The organism is Clostridium sp. CM037 (genome assembly GCF_055081095.1).
Window position 1 is genome coordinate 1,668,984 of record NZ_CM143650.1, and the last position, 15,910, is coordinate 1,684,893.

Annotated in this window: 18 protein-coding genes; 16 read left to right on the forward strand and 2 right to left on the reverse strand. The window is 30.6% G+C overall.

Annotated features, from left to right (window positions below; genetic code table 11):
• Window positions 1-12 precede the first annotated feature (12 nt).
• The 16 genes from ACWJKP_RS07900 to ACWJKP_RS07975 all read left to right on the forward strand — a co-directional run bounded on the left by ACWJKP_RS07900 (window position 13) and on the right by ACWJKP_RS07975 (window position 12,265).
• Window positions 13-741: a DUF881 domain-containing protein gene (locus ACWJKP_RS07900; RefSeq protein ID WP_165412110.1), complete on the forward strand. Its 729-nt coding sequence runs from the start codon at window positions 13-15 to the stop codon at window positions 739-741.
• Window positions 742-751: 10 nt separating this feature from the next.
• Window positions 752-1,090 carry a small basic family protein gene (locus ACWJKP_RS07905; protein WP_165412109.1) on the forward strand — a complete coding sequence of 113 codons (339 nt, stop codon included), beginning with the start codon at window positions 752-754 and terminating at the stop codon, window positions 1,088-1,090.
• A gap of 12 nt (window positions 1,091-1,102) precedes the next feature.
• Entirely contained in the window at window positions 1,103-1,801 is a 699-nt protein-coding gene (locus ACWJKP_RS07910) for a DUF881 domain-containing protein (protein WP_165412108.1), read from the forward strand.
• Between the two features lie 137 nt (window positions 1,802-1,938).
• Window positions 1,939-2,610, forward strand: coding sequence for a YggS family pyridoxal phosphate-dependent enzyme (locus ACWJKP_RS07915; protein WP_187351400.1), 672 nt, complete (start codon window positions 1,939-1,941; stop codon window positions 2,608-2,610).
• A gap of 2 nt (window positions 2,611-2,612) precedes the next feature.
• A complete protein-coding gene (locus tag ACWJKP_RS07920) occupies window positions 2,613-3,059 on the forward strand; it encodes a cell division protein SepF (RefSeq protein WP_165412107.1) in 447 nt (148 codons plus the stop codon).
• Window positions 3,060-3,130: 71 nt separating this feature from the next.
• On the forward strand, window positions 3,131-3,382 hold the full coding sequence (locus ACWJKP_RS07925) for a YggT family protein (RefSeq protein ID WP_224578986.1): 252 nt from the start codon (window positions 3,131-3,133) through the stop codon (window positions 3,380-3,382).
• A gap of 24 nt (window positions 3,383-3,406) precedes the next feature.
• Window positions 3,407-4,180 (forward strand): YlmH family RNA-binding protein, encoded by a 774-nt coding sequence (locus ACWJKP_RS07930; RefSeq protein WP_165412106.1) that lies wholly within the window; start codon window positions 3,407-3,409, stop codon window positions 4,178-4,180.
• A 15-nt stretch (window positions 4,181-4,195) separates the two neighbouring features.
• On the forward strand, window positions 4,196-4,816 hold the full coding sequence (locus ACWJKP_RS07935) for a DivIVA domain-containing protein (RefSeq protein WP_462961482.1): 621 nt from the start codon (window positions 4,196-4,198) through the stop codon (window positions 4,814-4,816).
• A 106-nt stretch (window positions 4,817-4,922) separates the two neighbouring features.
• Window positions 4,923-5,615 (forward strand): 5'-methylthioadenosine/adenosylhomocysteine nucleosidase, encoded by a 693-nt coding sequence (locus ACWJKP_RS07940; protein ID WP_165412104.1) that lies wholly within the window; start codon window positions 4,923-4,925, stop codon window positions 5,613-5,615.
• Between the two features lie 118 nt (window positions 5,616-5,733).
• Window positions 5,734-6,333, forward strand: coding sequence for a TraR/DksA C4-type zinc finger protein (locus tag ACWJKP_RS07945; protein ID WP_165412103.1), 600 nt, complete (start codon window positions 5,734-5,736; stop codon window positions 6,331-6,333).
• 103 nt (window positions 6,334-6,436) lie between these two features.
• Window positions 6,437-6,883, forward strand: a complete 447-nt coding sequence (gene lspA / locus ACWJKP_RS07950) for a signal peptidase II (RefSeq protein WP_165412102.1) — start codon at window positions 6,437-6,439, stop codon at window positions 6,881-6,883.
• A complete protein-coding gene (locus ACWJKP_RS07955; RefSeq protein ID WP_165412101.1) occupies window positions 6,884-7,795 on the forward strand; it encodes an RluA family pseudouridine synthase in 912 nt (303 codons plus the stop codon).
• Between the two features lie 222 nt (window positions 7,796-8,017).
• Complete coding sequence (gene pyrR / locus ACWJKP_RS07960; RefSeq protein ID WP_165412100.1) at window positions 8,018-8,554, forward strand: bifunctional pyr operon transcriptional regulator/uracil phosphoribosyltransferase PyrR; 537 nt, start codon at window positions 8,018-8,020, stop codon at window positions 8,552-8,554.
• A 77-nt stretch (window positions 8,555-8,631) separates the two neighbouring features.
• Window positions 8,632-9,915 carry a uracil permease gene (gene uraA, locus ACWJKP_RS07965; protein ID WP_165412099.1) on the forward strand — a complete coding sequence of 428 codons (1,284 nt, stop codon included), beginning with the start codon at window positions 8,632-8,634 and terminating at the stop codon, window positions 9,913-9,915.
• A gap of 342 nt (window positions 9,916-10,257) precedes the next feature.
• Window positions 10,258-11,397: a THUMP domain-containing class I SAM-dependent RNA methyltransferase gene (locus ACWJKP_RS07970; RefSeq protein WP_165412098.1), complete on the forward strand. Its 1,140-nt coding sequence runs from the start codon at window positions 10,258-10,260 to the stop codon at window positions 11,395-11,397.
• A 406-nt stretch (window positions 11,398-11,803) separates the two neighbouring features.
• Window positions 11,804-12,265, forward strand: a complete 462-nt coding sequence (locus tag ACWJKP_RS07975; protein ID WP_165412097.1) for a hypothetical protein — start codon at window positions 11,804-11,806, stop codon at window positions 12,263-12,265.
• A gap of 288 nt (window positions 12,266-12,553) precedes the next feature.
• Here ACWJKP_RS07975 and ACWJKP_RS07980 read toward each other — a convergent pair whose 3' ends face one another.
• Entirely contained in the window at window positions 12,554-13,570 is a 1,017-nt protein-coding gene (locus tag ACWJKP_RS07980) for a TolB family protein (protein ID WP_165412096.1), read from the reverse strand.
• A 532-nt stretch (window positions 13,571-14,102) separates the two neighbouring features.
• On the reverse strand, window positions 14,103-15,842 hold the full coding sequence (locus tag ACWJKP_RS07985) for an Rqc2 family fibronectin-binding protein (RefSeq protein WP_165412095.1): 1,740 nt from the start codon (window positions 15,840-15,842) through the stop codon (window positions 14,103-14,105).
• Window positions 15,843-15,910 lie beyond the last annotated feature (68 nt).

Consider the following 15,910-nt stretch of genomic DNA (forward strand, 5'->3'; position numbering starts at 1 on the left):
AGGAGGAAGTCTATGAAGAAGTTTAGAGCCCAAATATCTATTGGTATAGTATGTGTATTATTAGGATTTATGATCTCTTACCAATTTAAAATGATAGGAAAACAAAATTCAGCAGCAGTAGTAGATACCAATAAGAATACACCAGAAATTATAACTGAAAACGAGCAACTTAAAATAAGCAAAGAAGTTATGCAGAAAAAGATAGATGATTTAGATGCTAAAACGGCAAAATATGAAAAGACGAACATGGGAGATAATGAAAAAAGTGAGTTACTATATAAAGAATTGGAAGAAACAAGAATTCTTACTGGACAAATCGAAGTAGAAGGTCAAGGTATAATAGTTTATATAGATCCTAAGAGTGACATTTTTGGTAGTAACACTGAAAATCAGCAGGCGATAAACGATGTGGATTTAGCTCATATAGTAAATGAGTTAAATTCAGTAGGTGCTGAAGCGATTTCTATTAATGATATTAGGTTAACTACCCGGAGTGGAATAAGAAATGCTGGAAATGCAATTATTATAAATGATGAAAGGATTTCTTATAGTAAAAGGGTCACTATTAAAGCAATTGGAGATAAAACTAGATTAGAAGGCGCTATAAAATTCCCAGGAACAATCTCACAATTCTTGAGTAGTGCGTGTGATGTAACTACGAATACAGTAGATAAAGTTGTGATTTCTAAATATAACAAAGTATATAAATTCGAGTATGCAAGACCAGTAGAAAAGAAGTAGAGGTGATTAAATGGTTGCTTTCGTAGGGTTATTAATAGGAATTATATTAGGAGTTGTGTGGAATGTTGATATTCCAGTTGGATTTTCTCCGTATATTTCTGTAGCAATTTTTGCGTGTTTAGATTCAGTTTTTGGTGCATTAAGAGGTTCAATTTCACATAATTTTAGAGCCGATATTTTTATATCAGGGTTTTTTGGAAATGCAGTGTTAGCTGTAGCGATGGTGTATCTAGGCGATAAATTAGGAATTCCAATTTATTTAGCTGCAGTTATAGTATTTGGCGGAAGAATATTTGAAAATTTTGCGATTATTAGGCGGCTTTTAATAGATAAAACAAAATCTCATTAATGAGGTGATTAAATGAAAAATAATGAAGCTACCGTTTTTGTTTTTGTTGCTTCAATAATCCTAGGACTTCTTATTGCTATGAATATCGGATTTGAAGGGAAAAATACTGTTTTAGATGTAAAACAGTATGATGTAGCCTACAATGAGAGAACTAAATTATATTCTGAATTAAGCAATTTAAAAGAAGAATATTATAAAACTTATTCAAAGCTCGAAAAATATGATAGTAGCGATGAAAAAAAAGCTGAAATTACTAAGGTTATTCAAGATGAGGTTAGTAATAATAATATATTCTTAGGGAAGACTGATGTTGAAGGTCCTGGAATTGAAATTATATTAGATGATGCTGATAATTATGTTAATAGTGATCAGTTAATTCATGATAATGATGTTATTCAAGTGATAAATGACCTCAAAAATGCAGGGGCAGAAGCAATTTCTGTTAATGGAGAAAGGATTATTTATGATAATTATGGATTTTGCGGTGGGCCTTATATCAATTTACATGGGGTTAAGATAGTAAGCCCATTTTATATCAATGCCATAGGGAATAAAGATGTGTTGTATAATTATTTAACGCTAGACCAAACATATATGACATTATTGAAGACTAGAAATGTTAAAGTTAATATTCTTAAGACGGATAATGTAGAAATAGCGGCATATACGGGCTATTTTAAATATAATTATATGAATCCCACAAAAAAATAAATTGGTATAATTAAAAATAATATTAATTTATAAAAAAATGAAGGAATTTTATGTTTAATGAAGAAATAAGTAGAAATAGGAGATGACAATTAATAATTGTTTTATGTCAGAAAGATTATTAAGGAGGGGACGGATAGTTGACTATTGGGGAAGCTTATAACAAAATAAAAAGCGAGATTCCAGAAAATGTAACACTAATATGCGTTTCTAAGACTAGACAAATTGATGAAATAAAAGAAGCATACACATCTGGGGCTAGAGATTTTGGAGAGAATAAAGTACAAGAATTAATTGGAAAATATGATAGCTTAGACATTGATGCTAGATGGCACTTTATAGGACATTTACAGACAAATAAGGTGAAATATATAGTTGGAAAAGTTTATCTTATTCATTCTTTAGATAGCGTACATTTATTGCAAGAAATTGAAAAGCGTTATGCTTCTAAAAATGAAATTGCCAGGGTTTTAATTCAAATTAATATAGGAAAAGAAGCTGCAAAGACAGGTATAGCTGTTGAAGAAGTAAGTGCTATAATAAAAGTGTGTGAAGAATGTAAAAATGTGAAAATTAAAGGACTAATGGCTACAATTCCTATCGGTAACGATGAAAGTTCTAGAGGATACTTTACCCAGATGAAAACTATATTTGATGATCTAAAAACTTTTAAATATAAAAATGTTTCCATGGAAATCCTATCATTAGGTATGAGTAAAGATTTTCAAATTGCGTTAGAACAAGGCGCTAATATGATAAGACTTGGTGAGAAAATATTTGGTAAACGAGATTACAAGAAACTGGAGGTATAAAAATGTCAAGTAAAGTAATGAATAAGGTTATGGGTTTTTTAGGTATGGCAGAGGAAGAAGAGGATGAAGTTCAAGAAATGGAGAATGAAGAGGAAAATGTGGATATTGAATCATTGATGAATGCAAACAAAAAGCAAAGTAAAGTAGTTAATATTCATACCTCGACATCTACAAAAGTAGTTATCATAAAGCCAGATGATTTTGATGAAGCAACTACCATAAGCGATAATTTAAAAGCTAGAAAAATCGTAGTAGTTAACACTAATGGATTAGAGGCTAAAACTGGTCAAAGATTATTAGATTTTGTTGGAGGAGTATGCTACGCTTTAAGTGGTGAGCTTCAGCAAGTAGAAAAAGGAGTGTATATAATGTCTCCTTCTAATGTAGAAGTTGATAATGCATTGAAAAATGAACTAAGCTCAAAAGGAATTTTTAATTGGAATAAATAAAATGAAAGCATTTTAAGGGGAGCAATGAATAATTGTTGTTATCATTTGAGAAGTTCAGGAGGTTATAAAACTTGTATAGATTAATTGGAATGATTTTTAATGTGTTAGAGTATGCAATTATCATAGAAGTTGGTTTGTCTTGGGTTTATAGGGGGAGGTCAAACCAATATATAGAATTATTACATAAAATCACTGGACCTCTATTAGAGCCAGGTAGAAAAGTTCAAGAGAAATATTTTAGTAATACAATGGTAGATTTTTCACCAATAATTGCACTTGTTATTTTGATGATTTTAAGAAAAATTGTGTATATTATACTGTGAATAATTTAGTAAGGTAGGATTTAAATGGACAAAAAAGAATTTCTTAATAGTATAGATTGTTATGATAAAAATTTAATTTCTAATATATTTAATAAAATGCAAATAGCTGAAAAGACAAATAAAATCATATTTACTAATGATTTTATAACTCCAGCTATATGGAATCAAACTTCCGCTATATGCGAAAATTATAAAACAAAAGCATTCACTAATGGTATATTTAAAGAGGCTGACAGGAGAATGTTATCATTTTCAATTGGCGGAGAACCTGAAGAATATCCTATAAATTTATTGAAAATAATCAACAAATCCAAATTTAACAAATTAGATCATAAGGATTATTTAGGTGCAATAATGTCTCTAGGAATTAATCGAGAAAAACTAGGTGACTTAATAATTCAAGATGCAATATGTTATGCACCAGTTACTAGTGACATTAGTAATTACATAATTAATAGTTTGAATAATATAGGAAATTGTCCATGTGAAGTTAGTGAATATGATTATAAATTACAGGGCCTTCCAGAGAGAAAATTCCAAGAAAAAATCATTATATCTACGTCACTTCGCCTTGATAGTATGGTTTCAGCTATATGTAATATTTCAAGAAATAATTCAGTTGCACTAATATCTTCAGGTAAAATATTAGTGAATTACTTTCAGTGTTTAAAAAAAGATAAGGTTATCAAAAGCAATGATACTTTAACAATTAGGGGATATGGAAAGCTAAAAATTGCAGATATTAGAGGAGTCACTCAAAAGGATCGTTTAAAAGTTGCAATAAAGCAATATATTTAGTTGAGGGGGAGCAAGATGAGAATAACATCTATGGATATTAACAATAAAGAGTTTAAAAAAGGCTTAAGGGGATACAATGCTGATGAAGTCGATGAATTTTTAGATAAGGTATCTGAAGAATATGAAATTATGTATAAAGAGAATTCAACTTTAAAAGAAAAAAAGAACTTTTTAGAAGAAAAATTAGAGCATCATGTTAAAATAGAATCTACAATTCAAAATACATTAGTATTAGCTCAAAATGCAGCAGAACAAGCAAAGTTTTGCGCTCAAAAGGAAGCGGAATTGGTTATTAAAAATGCAAATGACTCTTCTCAAAGATTGATAGATAAGGCTCATAATGATGTACTTAAGATAAATGATGAATATGAAATAACTAAGCAAGAATTTGCAAAGTTTAGAACGAAATTTAGAAATTTTATGAATTGTCAATTTGAGATGTTTGAAGGCTTAGAAAATGACTATTTTAGAAATTACAATTTGGGTAATGAAGTTTATGAAAATAATGATAATATAAGCGATAGTGAAACAGATGTTTCGTTAAAATATTCTGATGTAACACTCAAAAACATTCACGAAAAAGAGTTTAATAGCAATGATATAGAAGAAATAAAAACATTTTTTGCAAAAGGGTAAAACATAGAAATCTCACTCACTGGGTGAGATTTTTTATGTAACGAAACAGCTAAATCGAATGAGTGTAGCGTGTACTACACTAGATATTTTAAGGAGGAATAGAAAAATGAATATAGGTATTATTGGAGCAATGAAAGAAGAAGTTGAATTTTTAGTTAGGGATATGGATTTTAAAAGAAAAGATGTGAAGGCCGGAATGGAATTTAGGCTTGGGGTTATACATAGTAAAAATGTAGTTATAGTTACTAGTGGTATTGGCAAAGTAAATGCTGCGGTGTGTACTCAAATATTAATTGATGATTTTAATGTGGATTATATTATAAATGTTGGTATTGCAGGTGGGACTGTCGATAATATATATCCGGGTGATGTTGTAATAGGTGAAAATTTAGTACAACATGATATGGATGTGTCTGCATTTGGTGAAAAAAAGGGACAGATTCCAAGATTAGATACTTTTGATTTCAAATGTGATAAGACACTAATTCAATATGCGAAAGAAGCATGTAAGGATATAAAAGGACATAAGTATTTTACTGGAAGAATTGTGTCAGGAGATCAATTTATTGCAGAAGCTTCTAAAATAAATTGGCTTAATTCTGAATTTGAATGTTTGGCTTGTGAAATGGAAGGAGCAAGTATTGCTCAGGTGTGCTTTTTAAATGAGATTCCATTTATTGTTATTAGATCGATATCGGACAATGCAAGTAATGGGGCTCATATGGAGTATGATGAATTTAAAGATATTGCTGTGGAGAATTCTACAAACATTTTAAATAATATGTTGAAACTTATTTAAAAAAAATTAATTATTATTAAATAAGTGTAATAAAATTCTTTCCATGAGAAAACATAAGCATATAGAAGTTTTATTTGTTTAATATTACGACTATATTAAAACTAGAGGAGTTGTTATCATGGAAAAGAATAAAATACAATATTTTAAAGAAAAATTAATAAGTGAACAGGTGCGGGTCCTTGATATTATTAATCAAATGAAACAAAATGGAGTTATAGATTCTAACAGTGAGATGGCAACTGAGTTGTCTTTTTATGACAATCACCCATCTGATACTGCATCTGAATTATTTGATAAGGAAAAGGGGCTCGCACTTAAGGGAAATGAGATGTCAACTATCAAAAAAATTGAAGATGCTTTAAAAAGCATTGAAAATCATACCTATGGTAAATGCAAGAGTTGTGGCATCGATATAAGTGACGAACGGTTAGAATTTACACCATACGCAGAAAACTGTGTGTTATGTCAAAAATCCATAGATAATAACAAGCCAGCAGAACAAAACAATAGATGCGTTGAGGAAGATGTACTTGGGATACCCTTTAGATACAGTAATAGCGGTGAAGTAGGTATTGATGCTGAAGATACTTACCAAACAGTAGAACGTTTTAATAAATTAGAAAATATATCTGAGTTTTATGATGACGACGACGACGGTTATGTTGAACCTATAGAGAAAATAAGCAATGAGCAATATAAAAATCAGTTACCAGATTAATTTAGGCAGACTAAAAAAGTATATATTGCAAAGAAATTTTAGTTTAAAACTACATTTGTAGCAATATGTACTTTTCTTTTTTATATTAAATAGGAGGAAGGGTATGGAGGCATTAATTATTTTCTTAGGGCTTATATTGGACAGATTAGCCAAAGTTTGGGCACTAAGTTCTTTGAGAGAAAAAAATGGAGTTGTATTAATTAAAGACTTTTTTAGATTTGAATATTTAGAGAATAGAGGAGCGGCTTTTGGGATTTTGCAAAATAAATTGATATTGTTAGCTTTAGTCACGTTACTTATTATATCAGGTATGATATATTATATTATTAAGTACAAGCCAAAATCGAAATTTTTAAGGATAAGCTTTGCTTTTATTATAAGTGGAGCACTAGGAAATTTATATGATAGGGTATTTTATAAATATGTAGTAGACTTTATTTTAATTCATTATAAAGAGGTATATTACTTCCCAACATTTAACATAGCTGATATGTTAGTAGTTGTGGGAACCGCGATTTTGGCAATTTCTATAGTAAAGGAAGAGGTATAAATGGACAGATATGAGTTTAAAGTTGATGAAAGTTCAGTTGGTACAAGATTAGATGTTTTTGTTTCTAGTAAGTTTGAAAATAAATCTAGATCGTATATTCAAGGAATAATTGAAGGTGAAAATGCGGCTGTTAATGAAAAATGCAGAAAAAGTAATTATAAATTAAAACTAGATGAATTAATTACATTAGGTATTCCAGATCCCGTAGAGTTAGACGTAAAAGCAGAAGAAATACACTTGGACGTTTTATATGAAGATAGTGACGTAATTGTAATTAATAAACCACAGGATATGGTTGTTCACCCTGCACCAGGCAATTATAGTGGTACCTTGGTTAATGCACTCTTAAATCATTGCACAGATCTATCAGGCATCAATGGTGTGCTTAGACCAGGGATAGTTCATAGGATTGATAAGGACACATCTGGAGCATTAGTGGTAGCTAAAAATGATAACGCCCATAATTCTCTTGCAGCACAGCTTAAAGATCATTCAATGACAAGAAGTTATTTAGCTCTTGTAGAAGGTATAATTAAAAATGATATAGGCACAATAGATGAACCGATCGGAAGACACCCTAAAGATAGGATAAAAATGGCAGTAGTTGAAAGTGGTAAGAAGGCTGTTACTCATTTTAAAGTAATAGAAAGATTTGATAGTAATACATTAGTAGAATGTAACTTAGAGACAGGGCGAACTCATCAAATAAGAGTACATATGGCAAGGATAGGACATCCTTTAGTTGGCGATTTGATATATGGTTATAAAAAGCAGAGCTTTAATTTAAAAGGGCAAGCTCTTCATGCGAAAAAACTTGGATTTATACACCCAAGTACTAATGAATACATGGAATTTATTTCACCCCTTCCAAGTTATTTTGAAAAACTGATTACTAAGTTGAAAAATAGTTGAAATAGCGCATAACATGTGATATTATGGTGGAAATACAATATCATATGTCAGGTGTATTGTGTTATTAATATAATATTTATCCCTTTAAATGTTCCAGAGAGATCATAAGGATAAAGATAGTAATACTATTATTCAAGTATAGTATGCCTTTACCTTTTGGTGAAGGCTTTTTTATATTAAGCTCATTAAAAGAAATAATACTATTAAGTAGGAGGCTAGGTTATGGAATTTAAATCAGTGCTGTTAGATGAAAAAGCCATAAAAAGAACATTGACAAGGGTAGCACATGAAATTATTGAAAAAAACAAAGGAACAGAAAACATTATGCTTGTAGGAATTAAAAGACGAGGAGTACCAATTGCAGAAAGAATTGCTCTTTTAATAGAACAGTTTGAGGAAATTAAAATTCCAGTAAGCAGTGTCGACATTACTTTATATAGAGACGATCTTACATCAATAGACAATCAGCCAGTATTAAATAATGTAGACTTGGGCATAGATGTAATAGGTAAAAAAATCATTTTAGTAGATGATGTTCTGTATACTGGAAGAACTGCAAGAGCTGCTATTGATGCCATAATAGATAAAGGTAGACCTCAAATGATACAATTAGCTGTTTTAGTAGATAGAGGACATAGAGAACTACCTATTAGGGCAGATTATGTAGGAAAAAATATACCTACTTCAGGTAAAGAAATTATTTCTGTTGAACTTTTAGAAATTGATGGGAAAGATTCAGTAAGCATATTTGAACTATAGCTTCGAAGAAGATGCATAGCTTCGAAGAAGATAAATAATCTTTTAATATAGTCTAGCGAGACTAAAAGGGGAACTAAATGAAAAATTTTGTAGATGTTGATGAAAAATTACCTATAATAAAGACTATCCCATTAAGTTGCCAACACTTATTTGCTATGGTGGGTGCGACTATACTTGTACCAATGTTAACAGGTCTTAGCCCATCAATTGCGCTATTCTGCAGTGGTGTGGGAACACTATTGTATATTTTATGTACAAAAGCTAGGCTTCCAGCATATGTAGGATCATCTTTTGCATTTATAGGACCGATGTCAGTTGCAACAAAGTTATATGGACAAAGTTCTATGTTGTCGGGCATTATTGCAGCAGGGTTTGTATATGTAATTGTAGCTTTAATTATTAAACTTGCAGGAACCAAATGGCTAGATAGAGTACTGCCCCCAGTTGTGGTAGGTTCCGTTGTAATTGTAATAGGACTTAGCTTAGCTAGCGTAGCAATAGATTGGTCGGGTCTTAATGCATCATTTACAACCTCAGCACTTGAGGGTGTATCTAGAGGTACATGGGTATTTATATCAATGGCAACACTTGTCATAGCAATAATGGGTACTATGTATTTTAAAGGATTTTTCGGGGTAGTACCAATTTTGATTGCAATGGTAGTAGGATATACACTTTCTGTATTTTTAGGAGTAATTCCGAGTGAAGTTTTAAAGGAAATATGGTCTGCAAAATTTATTACATTACCAAGTTTTGTTATGCCTTCCTTTAACATAAATGCTATTATGCTTATTGCCCCAGTATCTTTCGTAACACTCGCTGAACATATTGGTCATGTATATGTTACAAGTAATGTTTGCGGAAAAGACTTCGCAAAAGATCCGGGGCTTCATAGATCAATCCTTGGGGACGGTGTTGCTACCATGTTTGCTGGGTTTGTAGGTGGTCCTCCTAATACGACTTATGGTGAAAACATAGGAGTTATGGCAATCACAAAGGTTTATAGTGTTTGGGTAATTGGAGGAGCCGCTATCATCGCAATTATATTATCATTCATAGGACCAGTATCTGCGGTAATAGGAAATATTCCACTACCTGTAATTGGGGGAGTTAGTGTAATGTTATTTGGAATAATTGCATCCTCTGGTTTTAGAATTTTTGTAGAAGATAAAGTTGATTTTAGTAAAAAGAGAAATCTGATAATTGCTTCAGTAATAATAGTTTTAGGTATTGGTGGAGGCGGCATTAAGTTTCCATTAGCAGGGGCAGAGGTAGAAATTGCAGGAGTGGCTTTAGCAACTTTAGTGGGTATAATATTGAACTTAGTTTTACCTGAAAATAGTAAGTCAGGAGATAATTAACGACATTTCAAAGGGAAGGTATCCCACTTCTATAAATGGGAGTTAATTACTCTAGCAAAAATAAAATTTCAGTGGGGGGATAACAATTGAGAATTGTTATCTGCTCCAGAGGGCTACAAAGGGGTAAATCTCCTTCTGAAGCCGTCAATTCATCTTCTGCGAAGCTGTGCAGCACCGCAGGTGATGATTAATAAGGTTTTCAAACAAAAGTGCCAGAGTAGTTCAGGCACTTTTATTTCAATGTGCTTAATTTAAAAATTCTAGACAATACTAACAAATAGAGATATTATAATATAAGAGAGATACGAGAAATAACGTAAGAAGAAATGGGAGAGATAATATATGATGTATACTTTAATTGCCACTACTACTTTTGGAATAGAAGCGGTTACAGCAAAGGAACTAAAGGCACTTGGATACGAAGATTTAAAGGTTGAAAATGGAAGGGTAACCTTTGAAGGGGATGAAATGGATATTGCTATATGCAATACTTGGCTAAGAACAGCAGAAAGACTTTTTATAAAGATGGCTGAATTTAAGGCATTGTCTTTTGAAGACTTATTTCAAGGAACACTCGCAGTCGATTGGGGTAATTTAATACCAGAAGACGGCAATATGCATATCGTAGGTAAATCTGTAAAATCACAACTCCACAGTGTGCCAGATTGTCAAGGCATAGTAAAAAAAGCGGTAGTTGAGTCTATGAAGAAAAAATATGATAAAGAGTGGTTTTCAGAAGAAGGACCTGAGTATAAGATAGAGGTTGCAATCTTAAGAGACGTAGTAACTTTATCAGTAGATACTTCGGGTGCGGGATTACATAAGAGAGGATATAGAGAATATGCTGGTGACGCACCACTAAAAGAAACTTTAGCTGCAGCCCTTGTGTTAATAAGTAAATGGGATAGCTCAAGAGTTTTAGCTGACCCGCTTTGTGGTTCGGGAACAATTGCAATAGAAGCAGCTCTTATAGCTAAAAATATTGCCCCAGGGATAAATAGAAAATTTGTAAGTGAAACTTGGCCTAATATAGAGAGTGATATTTGGAAGCAAGTTAGGGAAGGTGCAAGAAAAACTGTAAGTCCTAATGAAGTTGATATACTAGCTTCTGATATTGATGGAAGACTATTAAAGACAGCAATTGACAATGCGGAGAAAGCAGGAGTCAAGGATTTTATAAAATTTCAAAAAATACCAATGCAAAGTTTTGCGTCTAGGCAGAAATATGGAGTTATAATAACAAACCCACCATATGGAGAAAGATTAGGTGAAGCAGAAGAAGTAAAAAGACTGCATGTTGATCTTGGAGAAATGTATTCAAGCTTAAATGAATGGTCTTGCTTTGTTATAACAGCTAACCGTGAGTTTCAGAGGGACTTTGGAAAGAAAGCAGATAAAAATAGGAAATTGTATAATGGAAGATTACTATGTTATTATTATCAATATATAAAAGAGATACCTAGGAAAAAAAAGGAAGACTAAGAGTGTAGCCGTATGGAAATTCTCCTACGTGCCTTGAAATAAGACTCAAAACGTGAAATTCAATCAATAAATTCTAATCTTTTGCGAATATAAAATTTTCTGACGTTCGCACTCCATTTATTGTAAGGTTCATGAGAATTTTATATTAGCAAAAGAAGAATTTCTAAATGAAGATAAGACAAGTGATATATACATATATCACTTGTCTTATCTTTTGACTTAAAGTTCGTTGAATGGATTAGAAAAGTAGTTATATAATTTCAAAAAAATGCTGGGTTTAACGATGATTTAATGTTGAATACGGAAACAAAACACATCATAAAATGTTATTTTATGGTATTAGACCTAAATAAAAAAATATATTTAGTATTAACAACTAAAATTATTTGCGAAGGAGAGAGTTTTTATGAGTATTATTAATATTATTATTCCATTATTTTTTATTGTGATTATTTTAAAACAGTTAAGAGATATGAAAGCATTAATAATGCCAACAAGAAAAGGGTATGTAGAAATTATTACTGTATTATTTGGTGTGATTATTTTCATAGGCATTATATATTTTTATGCGAATACCTGGGTTCATTATGTAACAGGGGTACTAGCTATTTTTATGTTTGTAAGCATGTGGATTAAAGAAGGAATTAACTCAAAAGGGTTCATATCAATGAATAGATGTAAAGAGAGTATATTATGGAATGAAATTGAAAAAGTTATGGTAATTAGTTCAAATGATATAAAGGTTAAGTTAGTAGGTGGGTTTATGGAGCAGACATTTCATTTTAAAAAGAGTGATTACGATAAAGTTATTACTATTCTAAAAGAAAATTTACCTATACAAGCAGAGTTACAAACTAATCCTCAATAGGGAGATGAAAAACATAACTGTCCTGTACTGAAAACTCAATTTCTAAATATGGTAATAGCTAAACCAATCTTTAAATTAGAAGTTCCGGTTTTTATTTTGGAAAGTGAACTTAGGTATATTAAAAGCATTTTGTTGAGTATTTTAGGTCGATATAGTAAACTAAGCTCAAAAATATTCAGGTCACAAAAGCAGAAAACCCCACGATATATATTCTGTTTTATCAATATAAGGTATTGAATTTTCAGTAAGGCACAGTTATTGCCTTTATACCGTTAACTACTAGTGACTTTAGTCATGGGTAGTTAACGGTATATCTATACTAATTTTATTCATATTAGTACCATCTGTATTAATTAAATATAGTTCGTATGCAGGAGATACATCAGGCCAGTTTGTATACTTAAAAAATAAAAGTTTATCGCTCTTATGATAATAAGTAGGACTATTTGCAGATAATCTTAGACTAGTTAATTGTTTAGCTCTTCTCGTTTTAATATCCATAGTATATAGTTCATATTCAAAGGGGCTAAGACTTTTAGCGACAGCTGAAAAAGCAATAGAATTATTATCGGGTGATAATTTTATATCGCCAATTGTGTCATTTTTTTCAATTGTTCCATAATCTTTTATGGATAGAATTGAAATTGGATTGTTTAAAGCATTTAATGAAATTGTGGAAATGTTATTTCCTACTTCATCAGACCTGTTAAAGATTAAAGTGTTTCCATCTTTTGTGATATTTAAATTTTTTAGTTGATACTCTTTAATAAAGGTAAGTTGCTTTAAGTTCTTTCCGTTTATGTCAACAGAGAAAATATCATATTCATGTGGAGCAGTTGAAGCTATAGGTGAATAATGTTTATAAGTCCTTGCTTTTAAAATAAATATTTTTTGATTATTAGTGGACAAAATAATTTCCGTGATTAAGCCATCTACTTCTAAAATCTTATGGTCATTTTTCCCGTTTTCATTCATAACACATATAGATGACATTAGCTTCTTTTTATTATTAGGCGTTTTTATATAAAAAATTTTAGAATCATCTGAAGAATAAATAGGAGATAAATGTGAATATTGCTTCTTCGCGGTTGCTAACTTAATTAAATTTGTTCCATCCGTTTTTGTTGTATATATTGATGCTGACCCATTTTTATAATAAGAAAATGCTATTCTTTCATCATTTGAATTAATACTTACATGGTTATCTAATCCCGTGTATTCATCATCATAAGGTTTGAAAATCAATATTAGTGAGCCTATAATTAATAAGCCTGTAATTAATGTAAAAATAAAAATACGTTTCATGCTTTTTATCCATCCTTTCATTTTTCTTTATGGTTTTAGACTAAACATTAGTTTTACGCATATCATCCTATTCTATTATATTCAATTTCATTCCAATTTCCAACACATACGCTACTGGGGGTAATAATATGGTAGCTGTTACCGGGTGTAAATTCACTTTCTAGTATTTAATATAACTGCATGGTATATTAAAATAAATAACAAGTCAATTTTACACAGTATTATGATTACATGTATTCATATATATAATAATAGTTAGAATTTGTCACCAATTTATTGTATATTTTTTATGGGTTGGAAAGATGAATGCAAATATTTTTATGCGCAAAAAAAGTATATATTACGTATAATTCAATTGAGCAAGCTTTAGAACTTCTTATTTTAGTTTTAATTAAGATGCGTTATGAAAACATATGCTTGAGCGACAGCGAGTTTATGTTTTTAGCAGATTAATTAAAACTAAGATTAGTAGTTCTTAGCGAAGTGAATGCATTAATCGTATTGCAATACGCGTAATATATACTTTTTTTACTTATTCAACTCTTTCTAAAGTACTTTCTATAGGGGTTATATACATAGTTTTATTTGTAGAGTAAATAACCATACCAGGTTTTGAACCAGAAGGTTTCTTTACATTTCTCACCTGGGTATAATCAACAGGTACACTAGAGGAATTTTGGGATTTACTATAAAATGCTGATAAGTTTCCAGCTTCTAAGAGGGTGTTTTCAGGTATATCACCAATGTTTTTAATAATAACATGAGAACCAGGTATATCCTTTGTGTGAAGCCACATATCGTTTTTATTGGCAAGTTTTAAAGTTAAAAAATCATTTTGAATATTATTTCTACCAACATAAATATCAATACCTTCACTTGAGATGAAGTGCATAGGTTTGGTCGGCTTTGCCCTTCTATTTTTACCTTTACTGTGTTTTTTTAATGTAATATAGTCAGTTTCTATTAATTCATTTTTAATATCTTCAATTCCATTATAATTTTCTACATTTAGTATGTTAGTGAGTACAGAATGAAGATATTTTAACTCGTTTTCAGTGAGAGTCATTTGAATTAGGCCCATTTCTTCTGCTATCTTAAATTTATTATATTTTTTGTAATAGTATTGAACATTCTGCGATGGAGTTTTGTTTTCATCAAGTTTAATTTTAATGTACTCACCATCTTCACTGTAATAATTTAAAAGATTAGCGACTTTGTCACCCTTTTTAAGGGAGTGTATATTTGCAGTTAAGAGTTCACCATGTAATTTATAGGTGCCTTTAGTTTTACAGTCATTTAAGGTCGCGTTTAGTATTTTCACTTTTTTATCACAACGATTAATATTGTTATTAACTATTTTTTGAAGGTTTGAGCTTTTAGAATTTAATCTATCATGTTTATCTTTTCTAAAATAAAAAGTCTCTATTAACATAGATGGTGACTCAAATTCTTCAAAATCACAATCTTTTAATGAAGTAAGGTTTATACAATGGAAATCTTTTAGTTTATCATTCATAGCATAGGCCGCTAAAAAAATATTATCATGCATGTTTTTAAAGATGCTTATAGTGAAATCATAAATGTTTTTAGCGTGATCTAAATCAAAAACAATATTCTCCTCATAGCACCTATAAACAAGTTCTGATGATAAGTTGGAGCTTATTCCTGTAAAAGCACCAGTAAAAAATTTTTCAGCGAATGGTATGTTTTTATCTATTAGATATTTATAGAATTCATCATACTCAAAATTAAAAGGATCTAGTTTTGTGGAAGTGGGAGGGTATATATATTCTACACCTGTGTATAAAACACGATAACTGTTGACGTCTGAACTAACATGCTTAATGCTATCCATAATTAAATTATCTCGGGTACGAACTAGGCTAATATTACTGTGCCTACCCATTATTTCAATTATTAATGAGTATACACTATCAAAGCCTAATTCATCGCTGCTTTTAAAGTCAATAACTAGTAATCTATCTGAATTTAGTTGTCTTACATCTAGAACTGTGGCAGTATTTAAATATTTTCTTAGAACCATGCAAAATTTAGGGGCCTGTATTGGGTTTTGCTTATTAAAGTCTGTAAAATGAATTCTAGGATAATTGGAGCTTGAACTTATTAATAACTTATAGACTTTTCTATTTTTTTTGAAACTTAATATAATTTCATCTTTTTCTGGTTGGGTTACTTTATCAACTCTACAATCTATGATTATATCTTTTATTTCCTCAACGAGGCTAGATAAATAAATTCCATCTAATGCCATATATATCATCCTTTCCTTCTGAAATGTAGTTAAATCAGCATAAATTTATATTTACGCTTTGTAAATAA